This is a genomic window from Kitasatospora sp. NPDC093102 (assembly GCF_040683915.1).
In the GTDB taxonomy this organism is placed as follows: domain Bacteria; phylum Actinomycetota; class Actinomycetes; order Streptomycetales; family Streptomycetaceae; genus Kitasatospora.
In genome coordinates this window covers 25,297-45,676 of record NZ_JBFBFA010000040.1, presented here as the reverse complement: position 1 = coordinate 45,676, position 20,380 = coordinate 25,297, and the positions used below count along the sequence as shown (strand labels likewise).

19 protein-coding genes are annotated in these 20,380 nt (G+C 71.9%); 9 read left to right on the top strand and 10 right to left on the bottom strand.

Annotation, left to right across the window (positions count from 1 at the left end):
* Positions 1-456 precede the first annotated feature (456 nt).
* The gene (locus AB0O11_RS31835; protein WP_363393930.1) at positions 457-699 is read left to right on the top strand and encodes a hypothetical protein; all 243 of its coding nucleotides are present in this window, start codon (positions 457-459) and stop codon (positions 697-699) included.
* Between the two features lie 158 nt (positions 700-857).
* Positions 858-1,553: an alpha/beta hydrolase gene (locus tag AB0O11_RS31830; protein WP_363393928.1), complete on the top strand. Its 696-nt coding sequence runs from the start codon at positions 858-860 to the stop codon at positions 1,551-1,553.
* 474 nt (positions 1,554-2,027) lie between these two features.
* On the opposite strand, the gene AB0O11_RS31825 is transcribed toward AB0O11_RS31830, so the two are convergent.
* The 3 genes from AB0O11_RS31825 to AB0O11_RS31815 all read right to left on the bottom strand — a co-directional run bounded on the left by AB0O11_RS31825 (position 2,028) and on the right by AB0O11_RS31815 (position 4,213).
* Positions 2,028-2,222: a hypothetical protein gene (locus AB0O11_RS31825; protein WP_363393926.1), complete on the bottom strand. Its 195-nt coding sequence runs from the start codon at positions 2,220-2,222 to the stop codon at positions 2,028-2,030.
* A gap of 159 nt (positions 2,223-2,381) precedes the next feature.
* Entirely contained in the window at positions 2,382-3,572 is a 1,191-nt protein-coding gene (locus AB0O11_RS31820) for a hypothetical protein (RefSeq protein WP_363393924.1), read from the bottom strand.
* On the bottom strand, positions 3,467-4,213 hold the full coding sequence (locus AB0O11_RS31815; RefSeq protein WP_363393922.1) for a HEAT repeat domain-containing protein: 747 nt from the start codon (positions 4,211-4,213) through the stop codon (positions 3,467-3,469). Before AB0O11_RS31815 ends, AB0O11_RS31820 begins: the two co-directional genes overlap by 106 nt.
* Before the next feature lie 369 nt (positions 4,214-4,582).
* Between AB0O11_RS31815 and AB0O11_RS31810 the strand changes: the two genes are divergently transcribed.
* The 3 genes from AB0O11_RS31810 (at position 4,583) to AB0O11_RS31800 (ending at position 7,753) form a co-directional block, all read left to right on the top strand.
* Positions 4,583-5,203: a hypothetical protein gene (locus tag AB0O11_RS31810; RefSeq protein ID WP_363393920.1), complete on the top strand. Its 621-nt coding sequence runs from the start codon at positions 4,583-4,585 to the stop codon at positions 5,201-5,203.
* A 1,034-nt stretch (positions 5,204-6,237) separates the two neighbouring features.
* Complete coding sequence (locus AB0O11_RS31805; protein WP_363393918.1) at positions 6,238-6,984, top strand: DUF4232 domain-containing protein; 747 nt, start codon at positions 6,238-6,240, stop codon at positions 6,982-6,984.
* Between the two features lie 151 nt (positions 6,985-7,135).
* Positions 7,136-7,753, top strand: coding sequence for a TOPRIM nucleotidyl transferase/hydrolase domain-containing protein (locus tag AB0O11_RS31800; protein WP_363393916.1), 618 nt, complete (start codon positions 7,136-7,138; stop codon positions 7,751-7,753).
* Positions 7,754-8,072: 319 nt separating this feature from the next.
* On the opposite strand, the gene AB0O11_RS31795 is transcribed toward AB0O11_RS31800, so the two are convergent.
* Positions 8,073-9,287 carry a hypothetical protein gene (locus tag AB0O11_RS31795; protein ID WP_363393914.1) on the bottom strand — a complete coding sequence of 405 codons (1,215 nt, stop codon included), beginning with the start codon at positions 9,285-9,287 and terminating at the stop codon, positions 8,073-8,075.
* A 652-nt stretch (positions 9,288-9,939) separates the two neighbouring features.
* On the opposite strand from AB0O11_RS31795, the gene AB0O11_RS31790 reads away from it, so the two are divergent.
* Positions 9,940-10,878: a hypothetical protein gene (locus tag AB0O11_RS31790; protein ID WP_363393912.1), complete on the top strand. Its 939-nt coding sequence runs from the start codon at positions 9,940-9,942 to the stop codon at positions 10,876-10,878.
* A gap of 26 nt (positions 10,879-10,904) precedes the next feature.
* On the opposite strand, the gene AB0O11_RS31785 is transcribed toward AB0O11_RS31790, so the two are convergent.
* Positions 10,905-11,582, bottom strand: coding sequence for a TetR/AcrR family transcriptional regulator (locus AB0O11_RS31785; protein ID WP_363393910.1), 678 nt, complete (start codon positions 11,580-11,582; stop codon positions 10,905-10,907).
* Between the two features lie 62 nt (positions 11,583-11,644).
* Here AB0O11_RS31785 and AB0O11_RS31780 point away from each other — a divergent pair, with 62 nt between their 5' ends.
* Together AB0O11_RS31780 and AB0O11_RS31775 are read left to right on the top strand one after the other, a co-directional pair.
* Positions 11,645-12,115: a hypothetical protein gene (locus tag AB0O11_RS31780; protein WP_363393908.1), complete on the top strand. Its 471-nt coding sequence runs from the start codon at positions 11,645-11,647 to the stop codon at positions 12,113-12,115.
* Between the two features lie 24 nt (positions 12,116-12,139).
* Positions 12,140-13,195: a threonine/serine dehydratase gene (locus AB0O11_RS31775; RefSeq protein ID WP_363393906.1), complete on the top strand. Its 1,056-nt coding sequence runs from the start codon at positions 12,140-12,142 to the stop codon at positions 13,193-13,195.
* Between the two features lie 137 nt (positions 13,196-13,332).
* On the opposite strand, the gene AB0O11_RS31770 is transcribed toward AB0O11_RS31775, so the two are convergent.
* The gene (locus tag AB0O11_RS31770; protein WP_363393904.1) at positions 13,333-14,274 is read right to left on the bottom strand and encodes an EamA family transporter; all 942 of its coding nucleotides are present in this window, start codon (positions 14,272-14,274) and stop codon (positions 13,333-13,335) included.
* Positions 14,275-14,732: 458 nt separating this feature from the next.
* Between AB0O11_RS31770 and AB0O11_RS31765 the strand changes: the two genes are divergently transcribed.
* Positions 14,733-15,236, top strand: a complete 504-nt coding sequence (locus tag AB0O11_RS31765; protein ID WP_363393902.1) for a hypothetical protein — start codon at positions 14,733-14,735, stop codon at positions 15,234-15,236.
* Positions 15,237-15,381: 145 nt separating this feature from the next.
* On the opposite strand, the gene AB0O11_RS31760 is transcribed toward AB0O11_RS31765, so the two are convergent.
* The 4 genes from AB0O11_RS31760 to AB0O11_RS31745 all read right to left on the bottom strand — a co-directional run bounded on the left by AB0O11_RS31760 (position 15,382) and on the right by AB0O11_RS31745 (position 20,339).
* Entirely contained in the window at positions 15,382-16,881 is a 1,500-nt protein-coding gene (locus tag AB0O11_RS31760; protein ID WP_363393900.1) for a DUF6529 family protein, read from the bottom strand.
* Positions 16,878-17,834: a metallophosphoesterase gene (locus tag AB0O11_RS31755; RefSeq protein ID WP_363393898.1), complete on the bottom strand. Its 957-nt coding sequence runs from the start codon at positions 17,832-17,834 to the stop codon at positions 16,878-16,880. Before AB0O11_RS31755 ends, AB0O11_RS31760 begins: the two co-directional genes overlap by 4 nt.
* The gene (locus AB0O11_RS31750; RefSeq protein ID WP_363393896.1) at positions 17,831-18,355 is read right to left on the bottom strand and encodes a cupredoxin family copper-binding protein; all 525 of its coding nucleotides are present in this window, start codon (positions 18,353-18,355) and stop codon (positions 17,831-17,833) included. Before AB0O11_RS31750 ends, AB0O11_RS31755 begins: the two co-directional genes overlap by 4 nt.
* Positions 18,356-18,614: 259 nt before the next feature.
* A complete protein-coding gene (locus AB0O11_RS31745; protein WP_363393894.1) occupies positions 18,615-20,339 on the bottom strand; it encodes an FAD-dependent monooxygenase in 1,725 nt (574 codons plus the stop codon).
* Positions 20,340-20,380: the final 41 nt, after the last annotated feature.

Here is a 20,380-nt window from a genome sequence, read left to right as displayed (position 1 = left end):
ACCCCCCTACGGGGGAAACCCGTTCCCCACCCCACCCCCCCCCGTGCCCGCCCCCCCCGCCCTGCCCGCGGCCCGGAAGCGGGCCGCGCCTCGTCGAGGTGCCGCGTCCCAGTACTCGGTGGGTAAGAACTGGCTGCCCCCCGCGGGCGGTCCCGGGAAGCCGTTCTCCAGCGTAGGAGCCCGGAACGAGGTCAGGAGCATCCAGCGGTCCGTGGGGGATCTTGGAGCTGTGGCAGTCCGCGACGACACCGACGACGGCGCACTGGCCGGGGAGCGGGTCGTCGGTGATGAGGGCGACTTGATTGAGGTCCGCGGGAACCCGCGCCAAAGCTCGTTGGCCGCGCGCATGTCGGCGCCGCCGACATCGCGTCCCGCGCGGCCGCCCTGCTCACGTCGGCGGGCTGGCGGCAGAGCACGACGGCCTCGCAGGAGAACTCTGACCGGACACCCCACATCGTGGTGACCGGCCGCCACGACAACGGCTGCACCATCGAGATCCACGTAGCCAACGACGAGGACCCCGTGCCCCCGCCCGAGGCGTGGTTCAGCGGGCGGACGCCGGCGATGGCCCTGCGCGAGCCGGAGGAGTTCCGGTGGCCGGAGCAGATCCGCACCGTCGAAACCGTCACGTCCGGACACGTGCTGTGCTACGAGTGCGACGGCCTGGGGCGATGCCCCGAGTGCGGGGGCCGCGGCTGAATGCCGGACCAGACGCGTGGCCGGGAGAACTGCGGTGCAATCAAAGGGTGGCGGGTTCGGCGCCGCGGCGAGCCGATCCGGTCGGAGCCGGTGCGCCGCACAGCACCCACGTCCCCGGGTGGTGAACGTGAGCCGCCGAGGCCGACATGGAGGTGACGATGAGAGTCGTGTTCGTGCACGGGGCATGCGTGCGGGACGGATCGTGGTGGTGGCACCGCGCCGCCGAGCTGCTCCGGGAGCGGGGGGTGCCCAGCGTGGCCCCGGCGCTGCCGAGCTGCGGCGAGGCGGGCCTGCCCGGTGGCGTCGGAGGCCCGGGGCTGCCCGAGGACGTCGCCTCGGTGCGGCAGGTGTTGCAGGCGAGTGACGAGCCGACCGTCGTGGTCGCCCACAGCTACGGCGGTATCGTCACCGCCGAAGCCGCTGCGGGAGTCGGGTCGGTGCACCATCTGCTGCTGGTCGCCGGTTACCTGCCCGAGGTCGGGCAGAGCCTGTCGGAGTTCGGCGACGGTCACCCTGCCCCGTTCCTCGACGTCGACCCCGACACCGGCACGTTCGGGGTCCGACCGGAGTTGCTCGTGGACACGTTCTTGCAGGACTGCGGCCCTGAGGTCCGGACGCAGGCTGCCGGCCACCTCGCCCGGCAGAGCCTGCAAGTGACCGGGCAGCCGGTCCGGGCGGCCGCATGGCGGCAGCTGCCCTCCACGTACCTCGTCTGTGCTCAGGACCGGGGTACCCCGCCGCGGCTGCAGCGCGAGTTCGCCCGCCGCGCCGGCCGCGTCGTCGAGCTCGATGCCGGCCACCACCCGTTCCTGTCCCAGCCTGCAGCGGTCCGGGACCTGTTGGTGAGCCTCTGACACACCCGCATGGTCCTGCCGGTGTCCTCGGGCTCTGGCTCGGTTTCCACGGGCCTCGATACGGCGTGACCGGTTGACGGTCCGGTTGATGTGCGCTTGGAGGACTCCGGAGTTCCAGAGCAGGGCAAGGCCGGCCGCGAGAGTGGGGAGGCGGGGGCGTTTCCCTGTGCCTCTGCCGCTCCCTGGGAACTCGCACCACGCCACGCTCGGCGTCGCACTCCCCCGGCTGCCTTCCCCGGATCCTTCCGTCCACCGACCGTCAGCGTCGCTTCGAGGATGCGGCCAGACGATTTTCCGCGGAAAATTCCACATCGCCGTCGACACTCACCTGTGACGCCGGCTTCCGGGCGCGCCGAATTTTCCGCGGAAAATCCTCCGCGCTGATCGCGGCCGTGCGGGGCTCGTGAGGAGCGGTGTTCTTGAGGTTGTCGAGGAAGTGGGCGAGCCCCGGCCGTGGCAGTCGTAGATGTTGGCTCAGACACCGAGGCTGTGGTGCAGATCGAGCATCAGCCCGTCCGGCACGCCGAGCACGTCGTAGACGGCCGGCGTCCGGTCGTCGAGACGCTCGGCGGCGGCCGGATCGGCCACCGGGAACGGATCCCCCTCCCAGGCCCCGATGACCCTCACCCCGCCGAACACCACCGCACCCGCCACCACGAAGGCCGCCAACGCACGAGCCGCTCCGCGTCCCCGACCACCCCGCCGAACGCTGTTCCCCCATGGCTCGTATCGTGCGCGACGGGGCCGGCCGCTTCATGAGTACCCGTACTCGACTTGGCACCCCGGACCCACTCCCCCGCCGGTGCTGGGCCTTCCCCGGCGGCGAGGTCAGCCGAGCATCCGACGTGCCGTCTCGCGCAGCTCGTCGTCACGGTGCCGCTGGGCCGGGAAACAGGTGCCGTACTCGCGCAGCAGACGGCGTTCGCTGGTGGCCCAGTGCAGCAGGTGCGGTTGCAGGTCGGGCGGACAGGGCGGACCGATCCGGTGGAGTGCCTGGAGCGCACGTAGACCCACCGGGAGGGACGGGTTGACCAGTGCGGTCAGGACGGGGAGTGCGGCGGACGGATCGCCGGTGATCCGCCAGTGGGCCTCGGCGGCGTGCAGCCGGGTCCAGTCGTCGCGGCTGTCGAGGTAGCGCTCGACCAGAGGCAGCAGGGGAGCGGCTGGGCTGCCCAGGCGTCCGGCCTCCTCCAGCTGCCGTCCGCTGTCCGCGAGTCGGGGCGTCAGCCGGTGCAGGGCGGTCTTCGGATCGCCGGTGAGGTGGGCGGCGGTGACGGCCGCGGCGGTGGCGAGGTCGTCGTCGCCGGTGGTGCGGGGGAGGGCTTCCAGGAGGTCGAGGAGTTCGGTGTCCCGGATCGTCCAGTCGGCGAAGCGGTGGACGAGGGTCCGGGTGGGGTGGTGGTGCAGCAGCTGTGTGAGGTCCGGCAGATGGATGCGGGCCTCCGCTGCGGAGAGGGCAGTGTAGAGGCCGTCCAAGTGGGTGCCGTCGGGGTGTCGCAGGGCGAGGCGCTGATGCTCGGGGTTACGGGTACGGACGGCGAGTGCGGCCAGTGCCTCCGGGGCCGGCTCAGGGACGTCGGTGAGGAGGCGCGGATCGCCGAGCTGACCGAGGATCGTCTGGGCCTGGCGGGCGGCGAGGGTGTCGGTGTGGACGTGGGGGAGGAGGTTGTCGCCGAGCGCCGGGTCGGGACGCGAGGCCCCGAGCAGGTCCTGGGAGATCGTGTCGAGCAGGGTGCCGAGGTCCCAGAGGGCGTGCTCGTGGGGGAGGGCGGCGGTGAGCAGGCTGACGGTCTCGTCCTCGCGGTCGCGCCACATCGCGGACAGGTGGCGGGCTCGGCGCGTGCCGCGGCCCTGGTGGTCCCCTCGGGCGATCCAGCCGCGGGCCACTGCCGCGAGGGCGTCCGCGTCCTCGGTCAGGATCCAGGCGCGTTCGTCGGCGGTACCGATTCCCGGGGCGAACTCATGGGTGCCGACGTCGAACCCGGGGTCGCCTCCGGCCTCGGCCAGGACGGCGACCACGTCGGCAGGGTACGGCGCCTCGGAGCGTTCCAGCAGAGCCAGAGCGGCGGCGGCGCGGACGGCCGGTACCGGGGGTCCGTCAGGGCTGACCGGAGACGGCGGTGGGCGGTGTCCTCGTCCGGGTCGAGCAGCGTCAGGACAGTGAGCGCCTCGGCGCGGACGGCAGTGTCCGGATCGGACGCGTAGCAGGTAGCCAGCTCGCGCAGCACTGCGGGGACGGTCTCGCCGGTGGCACGGCGGGCGACGCGCACCATGGTGCGGCGCACCAGTGGGTCGCCGTCGCGCAGCAGGTGCAGCAGCCCTGTCACCTCGGCGGCGATTCGGGCGCACCCTTGCACCTCGTCGTCGTACGCCGGCTCCGCGCCGGTGCCCCCGCACCCGGCCAGAGCCGCGAGCACGGCTTCCCGTTCGTGGAGGGTGTGCATGGCTGCGTGAGCGAGGAAGGGGACAGCCGCTACGGCGGCCGATGACACCGACCCCTCGTCCAGTGCTCGGCCGAAGAACTCGACGACGGCGGTGTGCGCCTGGTCCCGGTCGTCGGAGTACAGGGCGCGTATCCAGCCGGGGACGTCGCTGCCATTGCCGCAGGCGTGTCCCAGGGACGGCCAGTCGATCGTGTCCAGCTCTTCAGGTGATCTCACGTCTGCGAACTCTAGGCAGCAGCGCTGACACCGTTCGCAGGATGCGGTGTGAGCCCCGCCCGAGGCGGTCGCATGCGATCCTGCTCTCCTTGGGCCAGGCGTCACCGGTCCCGCCCAGGCCGACCGATTTTCCGCGGAAAATTCCGCGGATCCTGGCGGTTGCAACTGGGCCGATGACACGGGCCGGTCGAGCAGCAGATCGGACTGTGCCGGGCTGTGGTGCCGCCCGGCCCGGGCAACTCTTGGTGGACACGAATTTTCTGCGGAAAATTTCCGGGCGTGGGCCCGGGCTGGTCCGGTGTGCGGAGTGGCCGGAGCGCTGCCGGTTCCACGGGCGAGGTGGGTTGTCAGTGCCGTCGTGGATGCTGAGTGGCTGATGTCGTCAAGCCAGGGGTCCTTCAGGTGTCGATCCGTATTGCCAGCCGTCGCCGTGCGATGACGTCACTGACCGCCGCGTTCCCCGGTGCGGAGATCATCGATGTCACCTCCAAGGCACCGGACCCGTGGGTGCGGTTGAGCCCGTTCTATCCGCACGGCGGCATCCCGGTGCCCTACAGCGACGGTGTGACCAGCCAGTCGGTGGAAGGGATCTGGCAATCCCTCAAGGTCTTCCAGGACTTCGACGTCGATCCCGCGAAGCTCGGGGTCACCACGATGAAAGGCCTGAAACGGACGGTCCGTCGATACGGTCCCGTCCGAGGCCACCGAACCGGCCTGCACGGCGACCGGCTGCTGCCCTATGAGGCGGCCCGACGCCGGATCTACCTGCCGGCCTACCGCTGGATCCTCGAGCATCGCGTCGCCGACCTGGTCGAGCTGATCAGGAACAAGGACGACGTCGTACTCCTGGACTACACCACCAACGGGGACGTCACCGACCCCGGCAGCCCGCTCTCCCACGCCGCACTCATCCAGCTGCACATAGAGGGGCGTTGGCCCGGCGAAGAGGACGTTGAGGCTTCCAGCAGCACCAGCGGTCGAATGCCGTGAGCGGTGCGACGACGGAAGCACGGGGTGTGTGGTGGGTGCCATGGGCCCGCAGCGATGGCCGGGAGACGACTACCCGCTGATTTTCCGCGGAAAATCCGGGAAGGGTTTCGGGTAGCCGGGCCGGGCCCGTGAACGCCGTTGGACACGATCCGTGGGAGCCTCGCGGTCGTCCATTTCCGGGCCGGGCAGCTGGACGACGCCATCGCCCTCGGCCCCAGGTCGCCGCCGATTTCGAGCGACTCCAGGGCGGCGACCACCCCATGACGCTCGTGGCCCGCTGCAACCTGGCAGTTCTCCATCACCATGCCGGGCGGAACGACGAAGCCGCGTCGCATCGAGCAGCTCACGAGGATCGGCGTTCTTGGGGGCGTACACCGTCGCCGTGAGCCAGTCCGTCCAGGGCATCGCTCGGCGTCGGCGGAGGCCGACCGGCGGCCGGGGGAGGCGTAGCGGAGCCCGGATAGATGTCGCGGACGTTTCCCGCCTGGATCAAGTTCCGAGGCGAACCCTTGTTGTCGTTGTGCACCTCACCAGTCACCCCGACATGCCGCCAGGCCGGCGCGTGTGGGCGACGGGCTTCCGGGGGACTGGGCGGCGGCTCTTGAGGCTCGTCCGGGCCAGTGGAGGCTGATGACCTCAGACGATCGTGAAATTTCGTGCTGAGCCGTCTCTGCGGTCGGCGTGGAGAACATAAAAGACTCATGTAAACCGCTGATAGATGCCACAGGTCAGGCGTGACCTGTTCACGCTGGCTCGTCCGGGTGGACAGCCGACCGGCTTGCCCTGCGGCTGATCGAGGCCGGTTGCCGGATCCCGGGCACCGCTATCGGGTGCGGTCGCGTGGGTGGCAGTTCGGCCTCTACGGCGAGCCTGGGGGAGACGCTGTGTCAACCGTTTTGCACCCGACCGAGTGTCACAGTCCCGTGCCTGTCATGTCCTGACGATTGTGACGCCGTTCATGCCACCGAATGCCGTTGGCAGACCGTCATCTGAGGTGTCCACGCACTCAGCGCACACCGCCTCGGGGAGCCACCATGTCCGTCCGCCACCACCGTCGCCCGCTGTTCGCCTCCGCCGTCCTGGTCGTCGGTGCGGGGCTCGCGTTGACCGCCTGCGGGCCGGAGAACTCCGACTCGGCCGGCGGTTCGGCGGCCTCCGCGCCCGCCACGGTGGCCGTTTCGCCCTCGACGGCGGGCAGCCCGGCCACCGGAGCCCCGTCGGCGGGCGCACCGGGCACGGGAACGGCATCGCACCCTGCCGCGCAGAAGCCGTCCGGCGCGAGCCCGTCGGGCGGTACCCGGCCCGGCGGCGGGAGTGCCGGTTCCGGCGCCGACCACCCCTGCGACATCCAGAACCTCGCGATCCAGGCGACGGCCCGCGCCGGGGCGCCCAGCCAGTGGGTGATCGAGGTGCGCAACACCGGCGCGAACGCCTGCAGCCTGAGCTCCTCCCCGGGTGTCGACCTGGGCAACTCCACCTCTCCCGACCAGAGCAAGAACATCAAGCCGGTGCTCGCCAGCGGCACCTCGCGCTTCCCGGTCCCGGCGGGCCAGAAGGCCTACGCGGTGATCGACCTCGACCCGAGCGGCGCCACCACCGGCACCGTCCCCGGCATCAACGAAATCAACGTGCTGGTCGACCAGGACGGCACCAACATGCCGCTCGCGAACACCCGCAACTTCCCGCTCGACAGCGGCGCACGAGTCCTGAACCCCAAGATGGGCCTCTACCGGTCCAGCGTGGCGGACGCGGTCACCTCCATGACCGCCGCCCCCAAGTAGTTCCGAGCGCACTTCCGACACTGACCCACGGCCGGCATCCGCTGCCCCGCGCCTGCCGTGGCGGCCAGTGCGGGTGGCCCGTGCTCCACCTCGCCGAGCGGGCGGTGAAAATCCCGCGCCGTGCCGGCCCGGGCGGGGCAGAATCGCCCCCATGGCAGACATGCGGGCGTTCCGGGAGGCGGTCATCGGCTGGGCGGCGGGAGAACCCGGCGCGCCGGCGAGTGAGCTGGCCGGGCGGCTGCGGGTACGGACGGCGGTGCTGCTGGAAGGACCGAGCGACCTCGCGGCCGTCGAGACCCTGGCCGCACGCCACGGCCGGGACCTGGCCGCCGAGGGGGTGTGCGTCGTCCCGATGGGCGGGGCTATGAACGTCGGCCGCTTCGCCGGACTGCTCGGGCCCACGGGGCTGGGCCTGCGCCTCGCCGGGCTGTGCGACGAGGGCGAACGGGGCTTCTACGAGCGCGGTCTCGAACGGGCCGGCGCGCCGCGCGACGGGTTCTTCGTGTGCGCGGCGGACCTGGAGGACGAACTCATCCGCGCGCTGGGCGTGCCACGGGTCGAGGAGATCCTGCGGGCCGGGGGAGACCTCCCGGCCTGGCAGACCTTCGTGCGTCAGCCCGCCCAGCAGGACCGGCCGCCGCACCGGCGGATGCGGCGCTTCCTCGGCACGAAGAAGGGACGCAAGATCCGCTACGGCCGCCTCCTGACCGAGGCCCTCGACCCGGAGCAGGTCCCCGCACCCCTCCAGGACCTGTTCCTGCACCTGTGACGGCTCACAGCCTTGTCATCCGGACGGTTCGGGCCGGGCCCTGTGCTTCGGCATGAGCCCCGGCGAGGTGACGGACGCCATGAGCGGCGTCACCACCGACACCAGCGGCGTACCTGGGCCGGCGGGCGGAGCGATGCCACCCGGGGGATCACGGAGGGCGAGTACCGGGAGTTCGCTCTGCCACCGGGACGGGCTGCTCCGCGGCATCGCGGTTGACGCCCTGTGCGGTACCGCAGAGGTTCCCCGATGGCGGGCACGATCACCGACGCCTTCCTGGCCGACTCCGGCCGGGGCGACGAAGGCACCCCCGGAACGGTCCCTACGACCGCCGCGCGACGGCGGCGATCATCGGCCGAAGGACGTGGGCGGCGGGGGTGTGCGTCAGATAGGCGGCGAGTTGCTCCCGGTGGGCGGGAGGGATCCCGTGGGTGAGGCCCGCGGCAAGCAGCGCGACGGTGAAAGCCTGCTCCACGATCGCCTGCGGGAACCGCCCGCGCAGCTCGGCGGCGAGGCGGGCGGCGTGCTCCTGCCGGTTCTTGCGCTCGGCCTTCACGAGGTCGACGGCGAGCCGTACGGCGGGCAGCGCCGCGGCGAGCCTGAGCTGCTGTTCCGGGCCTTTGGTGCCCGTGCTGAGGAAATGCGTCAGGTGCGGCCCGAAGCGCCCGGCCAGCTTGCGCAACTCGCGGGGGGCCTCTGGGAGTTCCGGTTCCGGATTGCCGGGGCTGCACCAGTCGAGCCAGGCCGTGGAGGCCTTGAACACCGGCGGTTCGTCGGCCCACTGCCAGGCCAGGACGGGGGCGAGCCCGGTCACCGGAAGCCCCGTGGTCCGGAAGCGCCGCTCCGGGCGGACGGTGAACTCGGCGCCGTCGTCCGCACGGAAGGCCAGGACCAGTTGCCACTCGCAGCAGGAACGGCGGATCTGTGCGGTGATGATGAAGCGTTCGGACTCGTCCGGAGTCAGCCGGACGTGAGTTCGTTCCAGGAACGGGCGAGCACCGACCCGTTGGCGGGTGAACTCGTCCACCTCCCAGAGCAGCGGGCGCTCCTGGTCGAGGTCGAGTTCCAACTCGGGGACGTTACGGGACCCCGCGGGCTGCAGTTGGACCATCGCCCCGCGGAACGGCTCGACGCGGTCGAGGACGTCGGCCCGCAGGTCGCGCAGGGTGAGGTGGGCGTCCGAACGGTTGGTCACGGTGACGGACAGCACGGTGCTCTCGAAGTCCGCGCCACCGTGCCCGCGCGCCCAACCGAGCACGTCCTCCCCGCCCTTGGGCTGTCCCGGCAACCGCACCGGAAGGTCGTCCACCTCCGCGTCCGCGGGGATCACCACCCACTGGGTGACCGGATCGCAGTACTCGGCCAGGACCTCCACCGTCTCGGCGCCGGCCGGCCGCACCGGCCGCACCGTCGAGTGGACGTGCACACCGCCGTGCACGGTCCCGGCCTGCACCACCGGGCCGCTGACAGTGGCCCCGTCGGCAAGGAGGTTCTCCACGCGGGACGTGGCGCACGGGTCCGGCTCTTCCTGCGGCATGTCGCCCATCGTGGCAGGCGCGGAGGCGACACGATGACCGTTTGCCCGAACCGGCGCTCCGCAGCGCGGCGCCGGCGTCGGAGCGGCGGCGTTCGACGACGCTCGACCGCCCGGTCGTCGGCCCCGCACGCGCGGGTCTTGCCGTCAGGGGCGATGTCGTCCGTGTGCCCATCGACGCTCCTTGGTGCGACGCCCGTCAATGATCGACGGCGGAACGCACACGTGCGGACCTTCCGCCGTGGCCGTCCGGGCCCGGGGGCGTCACGGGCAGCTCGGTGCGAGCGCCGGGTGGCACAGCTCCAGGAGTGCCGCGGTGCGCACGACCGCCGCCGAACTCAACGGCCGCCCACGCGAAACTCCCGGCTGGCAAACCCCAGCCGAGCGCCTGCATGAACTCATCGCGGCCTGATCAAACCAACCACGTGTTGCTGTCACTCGAAGCGGCGATTCCGGCGCGGCGACGCTACGGGTGCGTCGGCCAGTAGCCAGCCAGTAGCCGGGCCGACCGGGGCGGCCCGAAGGTCGGACGACCTCCTCCGATCGGTCGGCGATGGTTTCACTCGATCGGCTGACCGCAGACCGGCCACCGGTGGCTCTGACCGGTATAGGTGACGTGATCCATCATCGTCCGGAGAACACGGCAAGGGGCGCCATGACCGATACGACCGACACGCCGTCAAGGACGGCCGACGAGACGCTGCCGGCCGCCTACGCCCCCCGGGTGGCCCGGATCCGGGGCGCCATGGAAGCCGGGGACACGGCCCTCGCAACCCGCCTGGCCGAGGAGCTCCACCATCACGTCGCCCTGGAGCGCGGTGCCCTGCATCCGGAGGCGCTGCGCGCGCAGGAGGTGCGGGCGTACGTCGCGGCGGTCGGCGGAGACCCCGGGCGGGCGGCCGACCTGTTCACCGTGGCCGCCACCGCGTGGGCGGGCCTGGGTGCGTCGGAGCAGTGGGCGGCGTCGCGCAACGCGGAGGTCTGTCGGCGTCGGGTGCAGCTGCCGGCGTCCGCGCCCTCGGCGGTCCCCGTCGCCGGGCGCCCGTCCGTCTGCCCGTCCCCGGCCCGGGCGTTCGGGCGCGGCACCGTCATCGCGGTCGTCCTGGCGACGGCATTGCTCTCGGGAGCGGCGGACGCCGGCCCGTCGGCCCCCCTCGGGACGGGCCCGCGATCGGTACCCGACGACCAGCCGGTCGCACCGGCCCTCGTGGGAGCCCTGGCGCTCTCCGCGCGGTCGACCTCCCCGGCTCCGGGCCCTGTGCCGCACCCGTCGGAGCCCGTGGGCGGAGAGTCCGTCCCCGCGCCGGACGCCGGGCCCGCGGACGAACAGGAGGCCCCGGCCGCCGACCCGGGCGGAGGCGGACCTCGGGCAGGGCGCACGCCGGTGCCCGGCTCGGGGCGGCGACCGGACTCCCCGGCCGCCCACCCCCGACCGCTGCCCGCTCCCGGTGCCGTTCGGCCGTCCGAGGGCTGGGCCGCTGAAGCCGGCGCGGATCCCTGCGCCGCCGCCCGCGCGTACGGCGGCCGACTCGCGGGCTCTCTCGCCGAGCTGTGTCACCGCGCCGCCGGAGCATCGGGCAAGCGGCCGCGTTAGGCGGCGAGGGCGCTGTCCACGCTGATCTACTTCCCCTCGGGCGCCGGTCCGGGAACCGCGGCGGCCCGGGCAGGGTCGGCGGCGTGGATGAGCTGGCGGAGCGCGCCGAAGTAGACCTCGTGGTCGGCCACGGCGGGCAGGACCGCGCCGAGCTGCCCGGTGAGGACCGGGAACTCCTCGGGGTCGAGCGTGGCCAGCGCGCGCCGGGTGGCGCTCTGGGCGGCCTTGGGGTCGCGGTGGTTGACGAAGCTCGCGCTGCCCAGGGTCAGCAGGTACAGCCGCCGGAAGGTGACGATCGCCTCCTCGGGGGCCATCCCGGCGGCCAGGGAGTCGGCGAGCTGTGGCTCCACCAGGCGCCTGAGCAGCTGCGGGCCGAGCCAGGGCCGGTCGCCGCGCAGGGCGATCAGGCCCGGATGGTCCGTCAGCAGCTCGTACAGCGCGACGAACCGTGCCTCCGTCACGCTCGCCCAGGCGGTGCCCGGCTCGGTCTCGGGCAGGCGGGCGGCGAGGTGGTCGGTGACCAGGTCGAGCAGGCCGGCCAGGTCGGTGCAGCGGCGCTGGAGGGACGCGACGGAGATGTCCAGCGCGGACGCGAGGGTGCGGAAGCTGAGCGCGGTGTGCCCGTCCTGATCCACGATCAACAGGGCTTGCTCGGCGATCCGTTCGGGAGTCGCCCGGTCCAGGGAAGTGGATTGCCTCGGCATGCGAGCGAGCGTACGGTACAGCGTACCGTCACGGTAGGTCCCCGACTCCTTACGGAGGCGACATGCCCCGCACCGCGGCACTCGATCTGCTGTCCGCTGCGGTGGACAGCACGGCCCTCACCGACCGGCACCCGGCCGGCGCCCTGGCGGCCGTCCGCGTTCCCGACTTCCTTGCCCCGGACACCTGCCGGGCGGTGATGGCCGCGCTGGACCGGCGGCCCGCCGCCGACCACGACCCGGCCCGGGTGCCCACCCGGATCGTGCGCTGCGGCCCGGCCCTCAACGCCTGCCGCGATCAGGACGGCGGGCTGGACCCCGGGCCGGTACCGGCGCGACGCGGAGGGTGCCCGGGCGGCCTGGCAGAGGATCGGGACGCGCCCGGGCGCGTCGACCTGACCCCGCAGCCCGGCGACGGGCTGCTGTGCGACCCCGCGAATTTCCATGCGGTCGCGCCCGACCCCACCGGCCGCCGGACCGTCCTCGCGTTCCTCCTCGGCCGGACCACCACCGGCCGGCTCATCGCCCGGTCGTGACCGACTCATCGCAGGAGCAACGACGTGCACCAGCTCACGTACGGCGACATCAAGGCCGCCACCGACCGCACCGCCGGACGCATCCGCCCCGTCGCCCTGGCCCGGGTCGACCCGGGCGCGATCCGCACGGCCCGCCGCGACCCCCTGGACGACCGTGAGGTCGAGCCGTGCGAGGTGTGGCTGGCCATGGAGTTCATGCAGCACACCGGCTCGTTCAAGGCCCGCGGCGCGCAGAACTTCATCCAGGCCCACCGCGACGCCACCACCCTGCCCGACGCCGGGGTGACGATCGCCTCGGGCGGCAACGCCGGCCTGGCGTGCGCCTGGGCCGCCCAGCAGCAGGGCGTCCGGGCGACCGTCTTCCTGCCCGAGACCGCTCCGGCGGTGAAGGTGGCCAAGCTCCACGGCTACGGTGCCGAGGTCCGGCTGGTCGGCGCGGAGTACGCCGAGGCGCTCGCGGCCTGCGACGAGTTCGCCGCCGCCACCGGCGCGCTCGCCTCCCACGCCTACGACCACCCGCTGATCGCCGCCGGGGCCGGCACCCTGCTGGAGGAGATCCACCAGCAGATCCCCGGCCTGGACACCGTGGTGGTCGCGGTCGGCGGCGGCGGCCTGTTCACCGGCGTCGCCACCGCCGCCCAGCACCACGGCATCCGCACCGTGGCGGTGGAGCCGGAGAACTGCCGTGCGCTGAACGCCGCGATCGAGGCCGGCCGCCCGGTCGACGTCACGGTGGACTCGATCGCCGCCGACTCCCTCGGCGCCCGCCGCGCCTCCGCCATGGCCCTGCACGCCGCCCGCCAGGACGGCGTGCACTCCGTGCTGGTGGCGGACGACGGGATCGTCCGGGCCCGGCAGGCGCTGTGGGACCACCGCCGTGTCGCGGTCGAGCACGGCGCCGCGACCGCGCTGGCCGCGCTCACCGCCCCGGACCAGCACGCCGACGACCACGACCTGCCGACCCGCCCCGCGAGCGCGGGCCGCAGCTACCGGCCCGGCAGCGGCGAGAAGGTCTGCGTCGTGCTGTGCGGGGCGAACACCGACCCGTCCGACCTCGTGACCCGGCCCCCCACGCACTGACGCACACGACGAGGGGGCAACCGCCCGGCTGCCCCCTCGTCGTGTGCGAAGAGCACCACCCGGCCGTTGACGTACGTGTGGTGCGCCGGAACCTGATCCCGGCGCACCACGTCGCCGTCGTCTCACCGTGCGAGCGGTCAGCTCTTCGCGTCCAGTCGCGATTCGGCGGCCGCGAGGCCGGCGACGGCCGTGAGCATCAGCACCGTGCCGATGACCGTGGCCGCGGTGAGCCGCTCGCCGAGGAACAACACGGCGAGTACCGCTGCACTGACTGGCTCGATGAGCATCACCACCGAGGCCGTGGCCGCCCGGACGGCGCCCGCCCCGGCGAAGTACAGCGGGTAGGCGAGCGCCGTCGTGACGGTGGCGACGTAGAGCATCAGCAGCACGACGTGGCCCAGGTGGGCGGTGTGCGGCACGAGGCCCTCGCCCCAGGCGAACGGCAGCATGACGGTCGCACCGACGGCGAACGACCCCACCGTGAGGGCGTACGGGTCCTCTCCGGCGCCGTGCCGTCCGGTCCACCGGCCCAGGAGGTTGGAGACGGCGTACCCGGCGGCGGACAGCAGGGCCAGCCCCACGCCGACGGGGTGGACGACACCGGTCTGGTTGCCCAGGACCAGGATCGCGAGGCCGGCCAGCGCGCCGGCGACCGCGAGCAGCCCGGCGCGTCCGATGCGCTCGCCCAGGAACAGGCGTCCACCGGCGGCGGTGAACACCGGGGCCGCCCCGAGTGCGACGATGGTGCCGACGGCCAGCCCGGTGTCCTGCACGGCGGCGAAGTAGGCGGTCTGGAAGACCGCCAAGCCGACGCCGGTGCCCGTGAACAGCAGCACACGGCGGCTCAGCGGCTGCCGAGTCCCGGGCGTGGTACGGGAAGGGCGGAAGGCACGGGCCGCGAGCAGCAGCGCCACGCCGGTCAGAAAGCGCCAGAACGAGACGGCGATGGGCCCGAAGTCGCTGGACCGGTAGACGACGTCCACGGCGGCTCCGGTCGTGCCCCAGGTGATGCCGGCGAACGCCAGGCAGGCAAGGCCGCGGCGCACTGATCGGGGCGCCGCCACGGGGGCAGGGGTCATGGCAACAGCAGTTTTCGACACGGAAGGAGTCTCCAGACGGAGCAGATGGTCGTGGTCTCGCGTCTGCGGGCACAACCAGTCAGCGCGTCGCGGCCGGTGGCCTGCCTACGCGCCGGTGTCGATGGCGGCCCGCCTCAGAGGACGGGCGGCGAGAGAACCGCTGCGGAAAACATGGTCTCCACCGTACGACATCCGAGGTACGGCCGTTCCTTTCGGCCCTCGGGCGCGTCCGCCCGGCCAAGGGCCCCGCCGGGTGCCCGACAGCCACCACGTGTGCGCTGTACCCGGCCCGCCGGGCCCGCGGCTCCGGCCGCTCGAAACACCCGGCGACCCGCAGCCCCGGACCAGCCGGCTCCGCACCCCACAGCTCCACCTGCTCCGAAGTCACCGCGCGCGGCGATCACTGCAGGCAGGATGACCAACGCGGCAAGTGCCGCCACGGGATCAGGGAGACCCGCATGGCTGACTACTATCCGTACTGCATCGTGACCAGGAGAGGGGACTTGACGCTGATATGGCGGCCCGGAGAGGGCGATGCCCCCGATGAGTTCGTCGTCGACGAACGCGGAGGACTCCTCGCGTTCCATGAGCGCACGCCACTGCAGGAATACTGTGATCGCAAGGGCTGGGAGCTCACCTGGGAGGGCGAAGGCACTCTCGATCTGGGCGACGTACGGCGGTGGGTCGAGCACCCCGACCTCGGCTCGGTCCCGGCGGGACTGCTGCTGGAGGCGTGGAACCTCTTCGAAGACCTCGCCCGCAGCCTGAAGGCCGGCCCACCCCTTCCCTCCCAAGGACCGGTCCACGACAGCGCCTACGAAAAGATCTTCGGCGGCGAAGCCCTCGAACCGACCGCCGGCGAGGGAGCCTGGACGGGCGAGGAGACCGCGGCCGTGCGCGAACTCCTCCGCGCGGGGCTGGATCTCTGGGAACACGCCGTGCACGGGTCCGGCGCCGGCTGACCGGATCTCTGGGTCCTCCGCGCGCAGTCAGCTCAACAGCCGTTGAGATAGCAGGACTTGTCCAGGTCTGCAAGGCAGAGGCTTTTCTCGCAGGCCAGTGCGCCGGAAAGCACGCGCAGTGCGGGGGAGTCACCCCACGTTCTGCTCACAGCCCGGGTGCCTGGAGGCCGTTCAGGTACCAGAGGGGGGCGGCGTACCAGATCAGGGCGATCGCGGTGACGAGGGTGCCGCCGGCCAGGGGGAGTGCCCAGCGGGGCCAGCGGCGGTGCCGGACCACGATGACCTTGGCGACGAAGGCCCCGTAGAGGAAGCACCCGGTGAGCGAGTGCAGTGCCACACGGGTGTCGGTGAACTGGACGCCGTAGGCGGTGATGCAGTGCCGGGCGATGGGCAGTGAGAGGAGGAAGGCGGTCAGGCCGATGAGGCGGTGCGTGGTACGGACCCGGTGCGGCGCGGTTTGTAGTGCGGGCAGGCGGCCGTAGATCCACAGGGCGAGGACCAGCTGGATCAGCGCCAGGCCCAGGAGCGCCGATCCCAGTTGGGCTTTCAGCAGTTGGGCGTCAGGGCCGCGATTCCCGAAAAGGCTGGTCTCGTAGTCGGGGGTGTGTACCCGGCCGTACCAGAGGAGGCCGGCCACCACCGCTACCGGCAGGAGAAGCCACAGGACGTTGTGGAGCCGTCGGTGGCCGGCGAGGGGAGTGAGGCCCGCCACGTGCTCGGCCGCCGCCGCTCTCGATTTCACCGCCGCCGTCAGCAGGGGCTTCCAGGCCACGAGGATCAGCAGGGTGAGTGTCTCGGCGATGAGGCTGAGCAGGGCCTGTGGGGCGGGTTGCAGGCCGTTTTCGGAGAACCCGAACAATCCGGTGGTGCGGGATGCGGCGAACCCGATGAGTGTGCAGAGGGCGATGGCGGCGGCGGCGATGCGCAGGATCAGGGGTGCCGCCAGCAGGAGGAGTGCGGCCACGGCGAAGGCGGTGCTGGCCTGCAGCAGGAACATCGGGCCGATGACGTGGACGAGGCGGTATCCGTCGATGTAGAGCTGGGCGTGGATGTATCCGCTCGCCGCGAGCGTGGCGGCGAGCGCCAGGCGCAGCGCGAGGGCGGGCAGGCGCCGGGCGCTCTCGGCATCCGCACTGCCGATGACCGGCCGGGCATGACCTGCGGATTGGGGCAGGGGCTCTGGCCGGGTCTGGGAAACGGATGGCGGTGGGGCCGGGTCGCCTTCGTGCCGGCCCTGACCGCCGGTTGGCCGGGCGCGGCGGTGTCGCCGGGCCTCGGATGCCTGCCAGATCGCGAGGATCAGCAGGGTGAGTGTCTCGGCGATGAGGCTGAGCAGGGCCTGTGGGGCGGGTTGCAGGCCGTTTTCGGAGAACCCGAACAATCCGGTGGTGCGGGATGCGGCGAACCCGATGAGTGTGCAGAGGGCGATGGCGGCGGCGGCGGTGCGCAGGATCAGGGGTGCTGCCAGCAGGAGGAGTGCGGCCACGGCGAAGGCGGTGCTGGCCTGCAGCAGGAACATCGGGCCGATGACGTGGACGGAGCGGTATCCGTCGATGTAGAGCTGGGCGTGGATGTATCCGCTCGCCGCGAGCGTGGCGGCGAGCGCCAGGCGCAGCGCGAGGGCGGGCAGGCTCCGGGTGTTCATGCGAGCGTTTCGTCCTTGACGGCCAGTTCGTGGCGGCCCTGCCAGTAGTTGACGGTGCGGATGCCGAGTGCGTCCTTGAGGCGCCCGGCGGGCAGCACCTGTGGAAGCGGGGCGGGGCCCTGGCCGGGTTGGGGGAACGGGTAGCAGGTGGGGCGGGCCGAGTGGAAGCTGATGTTGCCCTCGGTCTTGCTGAACAGCTGGTGGACGTGCCCGTTGAGGCACGTGACCGAGGAGAAGCGGCGGAACATCGACAGCAGCTGCACCGCGTCGTCGGTGCCCCAGCCCCACGTCGGGTACATCGCGAACAACGGGATGTGACTGAAGATGACGATGGGGGTGTCCGACGACAGGCCGGCGATGTCCTTGCGCACGAAGTCGATCTGGTCGTTGCCCAGGTGGCCGAGTTGCTCCAGGTGCAGCGTGTTGACCAGCGCGATGAAGTGCACACCGTGGGTGTCGAAGCTGTACCAGCCGTCGCCGATGGTGTTCTGGCCGAAGGTCTGCTGGTAGGCGCGTGGTCCGTTGGCTCCGATCGAGTCGTGCTCGCCCGGCACGGTGAAGACCCGGTCCGTGTCCAGTTGCGACAGCATCTGCTTGACCTGGTCGAACTGGGCGGGGGTGGAGAGGTGCGTCAGGTCGCCGCTGTGCATGACGAAGTCAGGCCGGAACCCGAGGGAGTTGACCTGGTCGATCGCCGCGGCGAACGTCCCGGTGACGTCCATGTTGGCCGGGCCCTGGAACCCGATGTGGCTGTCGGAGATCTGTACGAAATGCAGGTCCGCGCTGCTTGCCGGGGCCGTGTTCGTCGATCCGGGGATGTGACTGATCACCTCTCCTGCGACGACTGTCAGGACCACGGCACCACCGAACCAGGCGGCGTGCCGCATGAGCTGCCGGCGGGTCATGCCGTGCTCGTCGCCGCCGCCGTCGGAGTCGTGTGTGTCCTCGGTCATGGGGTCACCTCCACGGTGGCGGTCATGAACGGGTGGATGGTGCAGTAGTAGGGGTAGGTGCCGGGTTGGGCGAACGTGTAGCTGTACGTGTCGTTGGTGGCCAGGGCCGCGGACTGCAGTGGCCCGCCCGATCCTTGCTTGCTGGTGACGGTGTGTGCGTCGGGGTCGGTGTTGGTCCAGGTCACCGTCGTGCCCGCCTTGACCGTCAGTGTGGGCGGGGAGAACGCGAAGTTCTTGATCGTCACCGCGTTGGCGGCCGCCGGAGCGGACGACTGGCCGCCGGCAGGTGAGGTCGAGGACGTGCCCGGTGGTGAGCTGACAGCGACCGTGCCGCCCGTTCCGGAGGCGCCGGGAAATCCCGCCAGGCTGCTCTGCCCGGGTCCGGGAGTCAGCGCGCCGGCGGGTCCGGGCTGTGACGATCCGCCGCACGCGCTGAGCAGTCCGAGTGCTCCGGCAACGGCGACAGCGGCCAGACACACCGTACGCGACCGCCGGACCGGCGGAGAGGATCCCGCATTCATGACCATCGTTCCTTCTGCGCGTCCCCAGCCGCACGGGCGGGTGTGATCCGGGATCGGTTCGGGACCGGCCGTCTCAGCAGAGAGACGACCGCGTGACGCCCGCCGGGGGATGCCGGAAGGGGTGCAACCCGGTTGGTCACTGTATGTGAGCGGACAGTGCGTTCCGTGTAGCGAAACGAATTCCACGGCGGAGTCTCGTCGTTTCACCCTGGCGGCGGGCAGCGGGACGCCTCAAGCAGGTCTGGGGAGTCCGGTCCGCTCACTGCCCATTGCGGGGTGTCGAGCGGGTGATCGTGGTGAGGGCGTGGTGGAGGGCGGTGTCGCTCGGCGGGCGGTCGCGCCAGCGGGCGCCGACGTGGCCGTCGGGTCGGATGAGCAGTGCGCCGTGTGGGCGGAGGCCGCAGAGGTCGGTGTGCTCGCCGGGAAGGGCCTCGATGTGCAGGGGCCATGGTGCGGTGGCTTGTCCCTCCCAGCGAGTGGGGTCCGGGGTGAGCAGGGTGAACCATTCGCCGAAAGCGTCGAGCGTGGAGCGGTCGGGTGCGAGCCAGAGGTGCGGCATGCGACGGCCCGGCTCTGCGGTGGGGACGTAGTCCGTGCCTGTGCCGGACGGTTCGGGTGGGGTGCTGTCGTCGGCGAGGACGGCATCGGAGCGGTAGGTGACGCCGAGCACAAGACCGAGTTGGGCGAAGTACCGCTCCGACCAGGGAAGTTCGACATGGATCGACGCCTCTTCGCTGGTTCGGCGCTGCTCGCGGCGTCGGTTCTGCACCTGGAGCAGAAGCCGGGTGTTCTCCACCGCTTGGCGGAGGGTCTGCCGGGCGACGGGTTGCCGCTCCGTCTCGTAGCTTCCCAGCAGGCTCGGTCCGGCCCAACCGTGGAGAACGCCCGCCAGCTTCCAGCACAGGTTGTGCACATCGGCGATGCCGGCGTTCATGCCCAGGCCGCCGACGATGGGGACCGCGTGCGCGGCATCACCGGCGAGCAGGATCCGGCCGTGGCGGAAGCGCTCGGCGACGAACGCGTTCATCACCCAGTGCTGAACCCGCGAGACGTCGGCTCGGACCCCGACGCCGGGGCTGATGGCGCGCGCGAGGAGGCCGGGCCAGTCGGCGTGTGCAGCGTCTTCGGGCGTGGGAACGAACCAGGCCCAGCCCCCTTCGGGGTAGAGCGGGCCGAACAGGCCGTGCGCGGTGAAGTAGACGCCGGCGGGCTGGTGGGCGCACCAGCGGTCGAGGCCGGCGTCGAACACGACCGTGGTGAAGCCCCCCATCGCTCCGGGGCCGGTGGTGTCGATTCCCAGCAGTTGTCGGACGGTGGAGGTCGCGCCGTCGGCGGCGATGACATAACGGGCGCGGACGCGGGTCTCCTCACCGCGTCGGTGGTCGACGAGCAGAGCCACGACGCCGTCGGTTTCCTCGGCCAGGTCGGTGAGCTCGGTCCCGAAGCGCACCGGTGCGTCTGCTGCTGCGAGCAGGGTGGGTTCCAACCGGTCCTGTGAGGTGACCACGCCGGTCAGGGGGCTCTCGGGTACCGGCGCGTCGACCCCGACCATCGCCGCTGCGGCGAAGTCACGGTCGCACAGGGTGTCGCGGAAGCGGATGCGGCCGTATTCCGGTGCGAACGCGTTGGCCGTGATCTCGGCGGCGAGCCCGAGTTGGCGGTAGATCTCCATCGAGCGCACGTTGACCAGCCGGGACCGTGGAAAGGGCGACAGTTCGCGGTGTTTCTCGACCAGCAGTACCCGCACGCCCCAGCGCTCCAGCAGCGCTCGGGCGGTGAGCCCGACTGGCCCGCCACCGACGATCAGTACTGCTGCCCCGGCGTCTGCTACGGGCATGTCGATCTTCTCCTGCTCACCTCGGGTCCGATGGGGGCACCCGGTGACGTGACCTTCAGGTTCAGTAGCCACAGGGGCGATCCGCTGCACTCTCGCAGAACGCCCTCTGGCAGGCACCACGAAAGCGTCCGCCGGGTTGCCGGCCATCCTCCGGGGTGTCGGCTTGTAGCCGTTTGTCGCCCCACCTA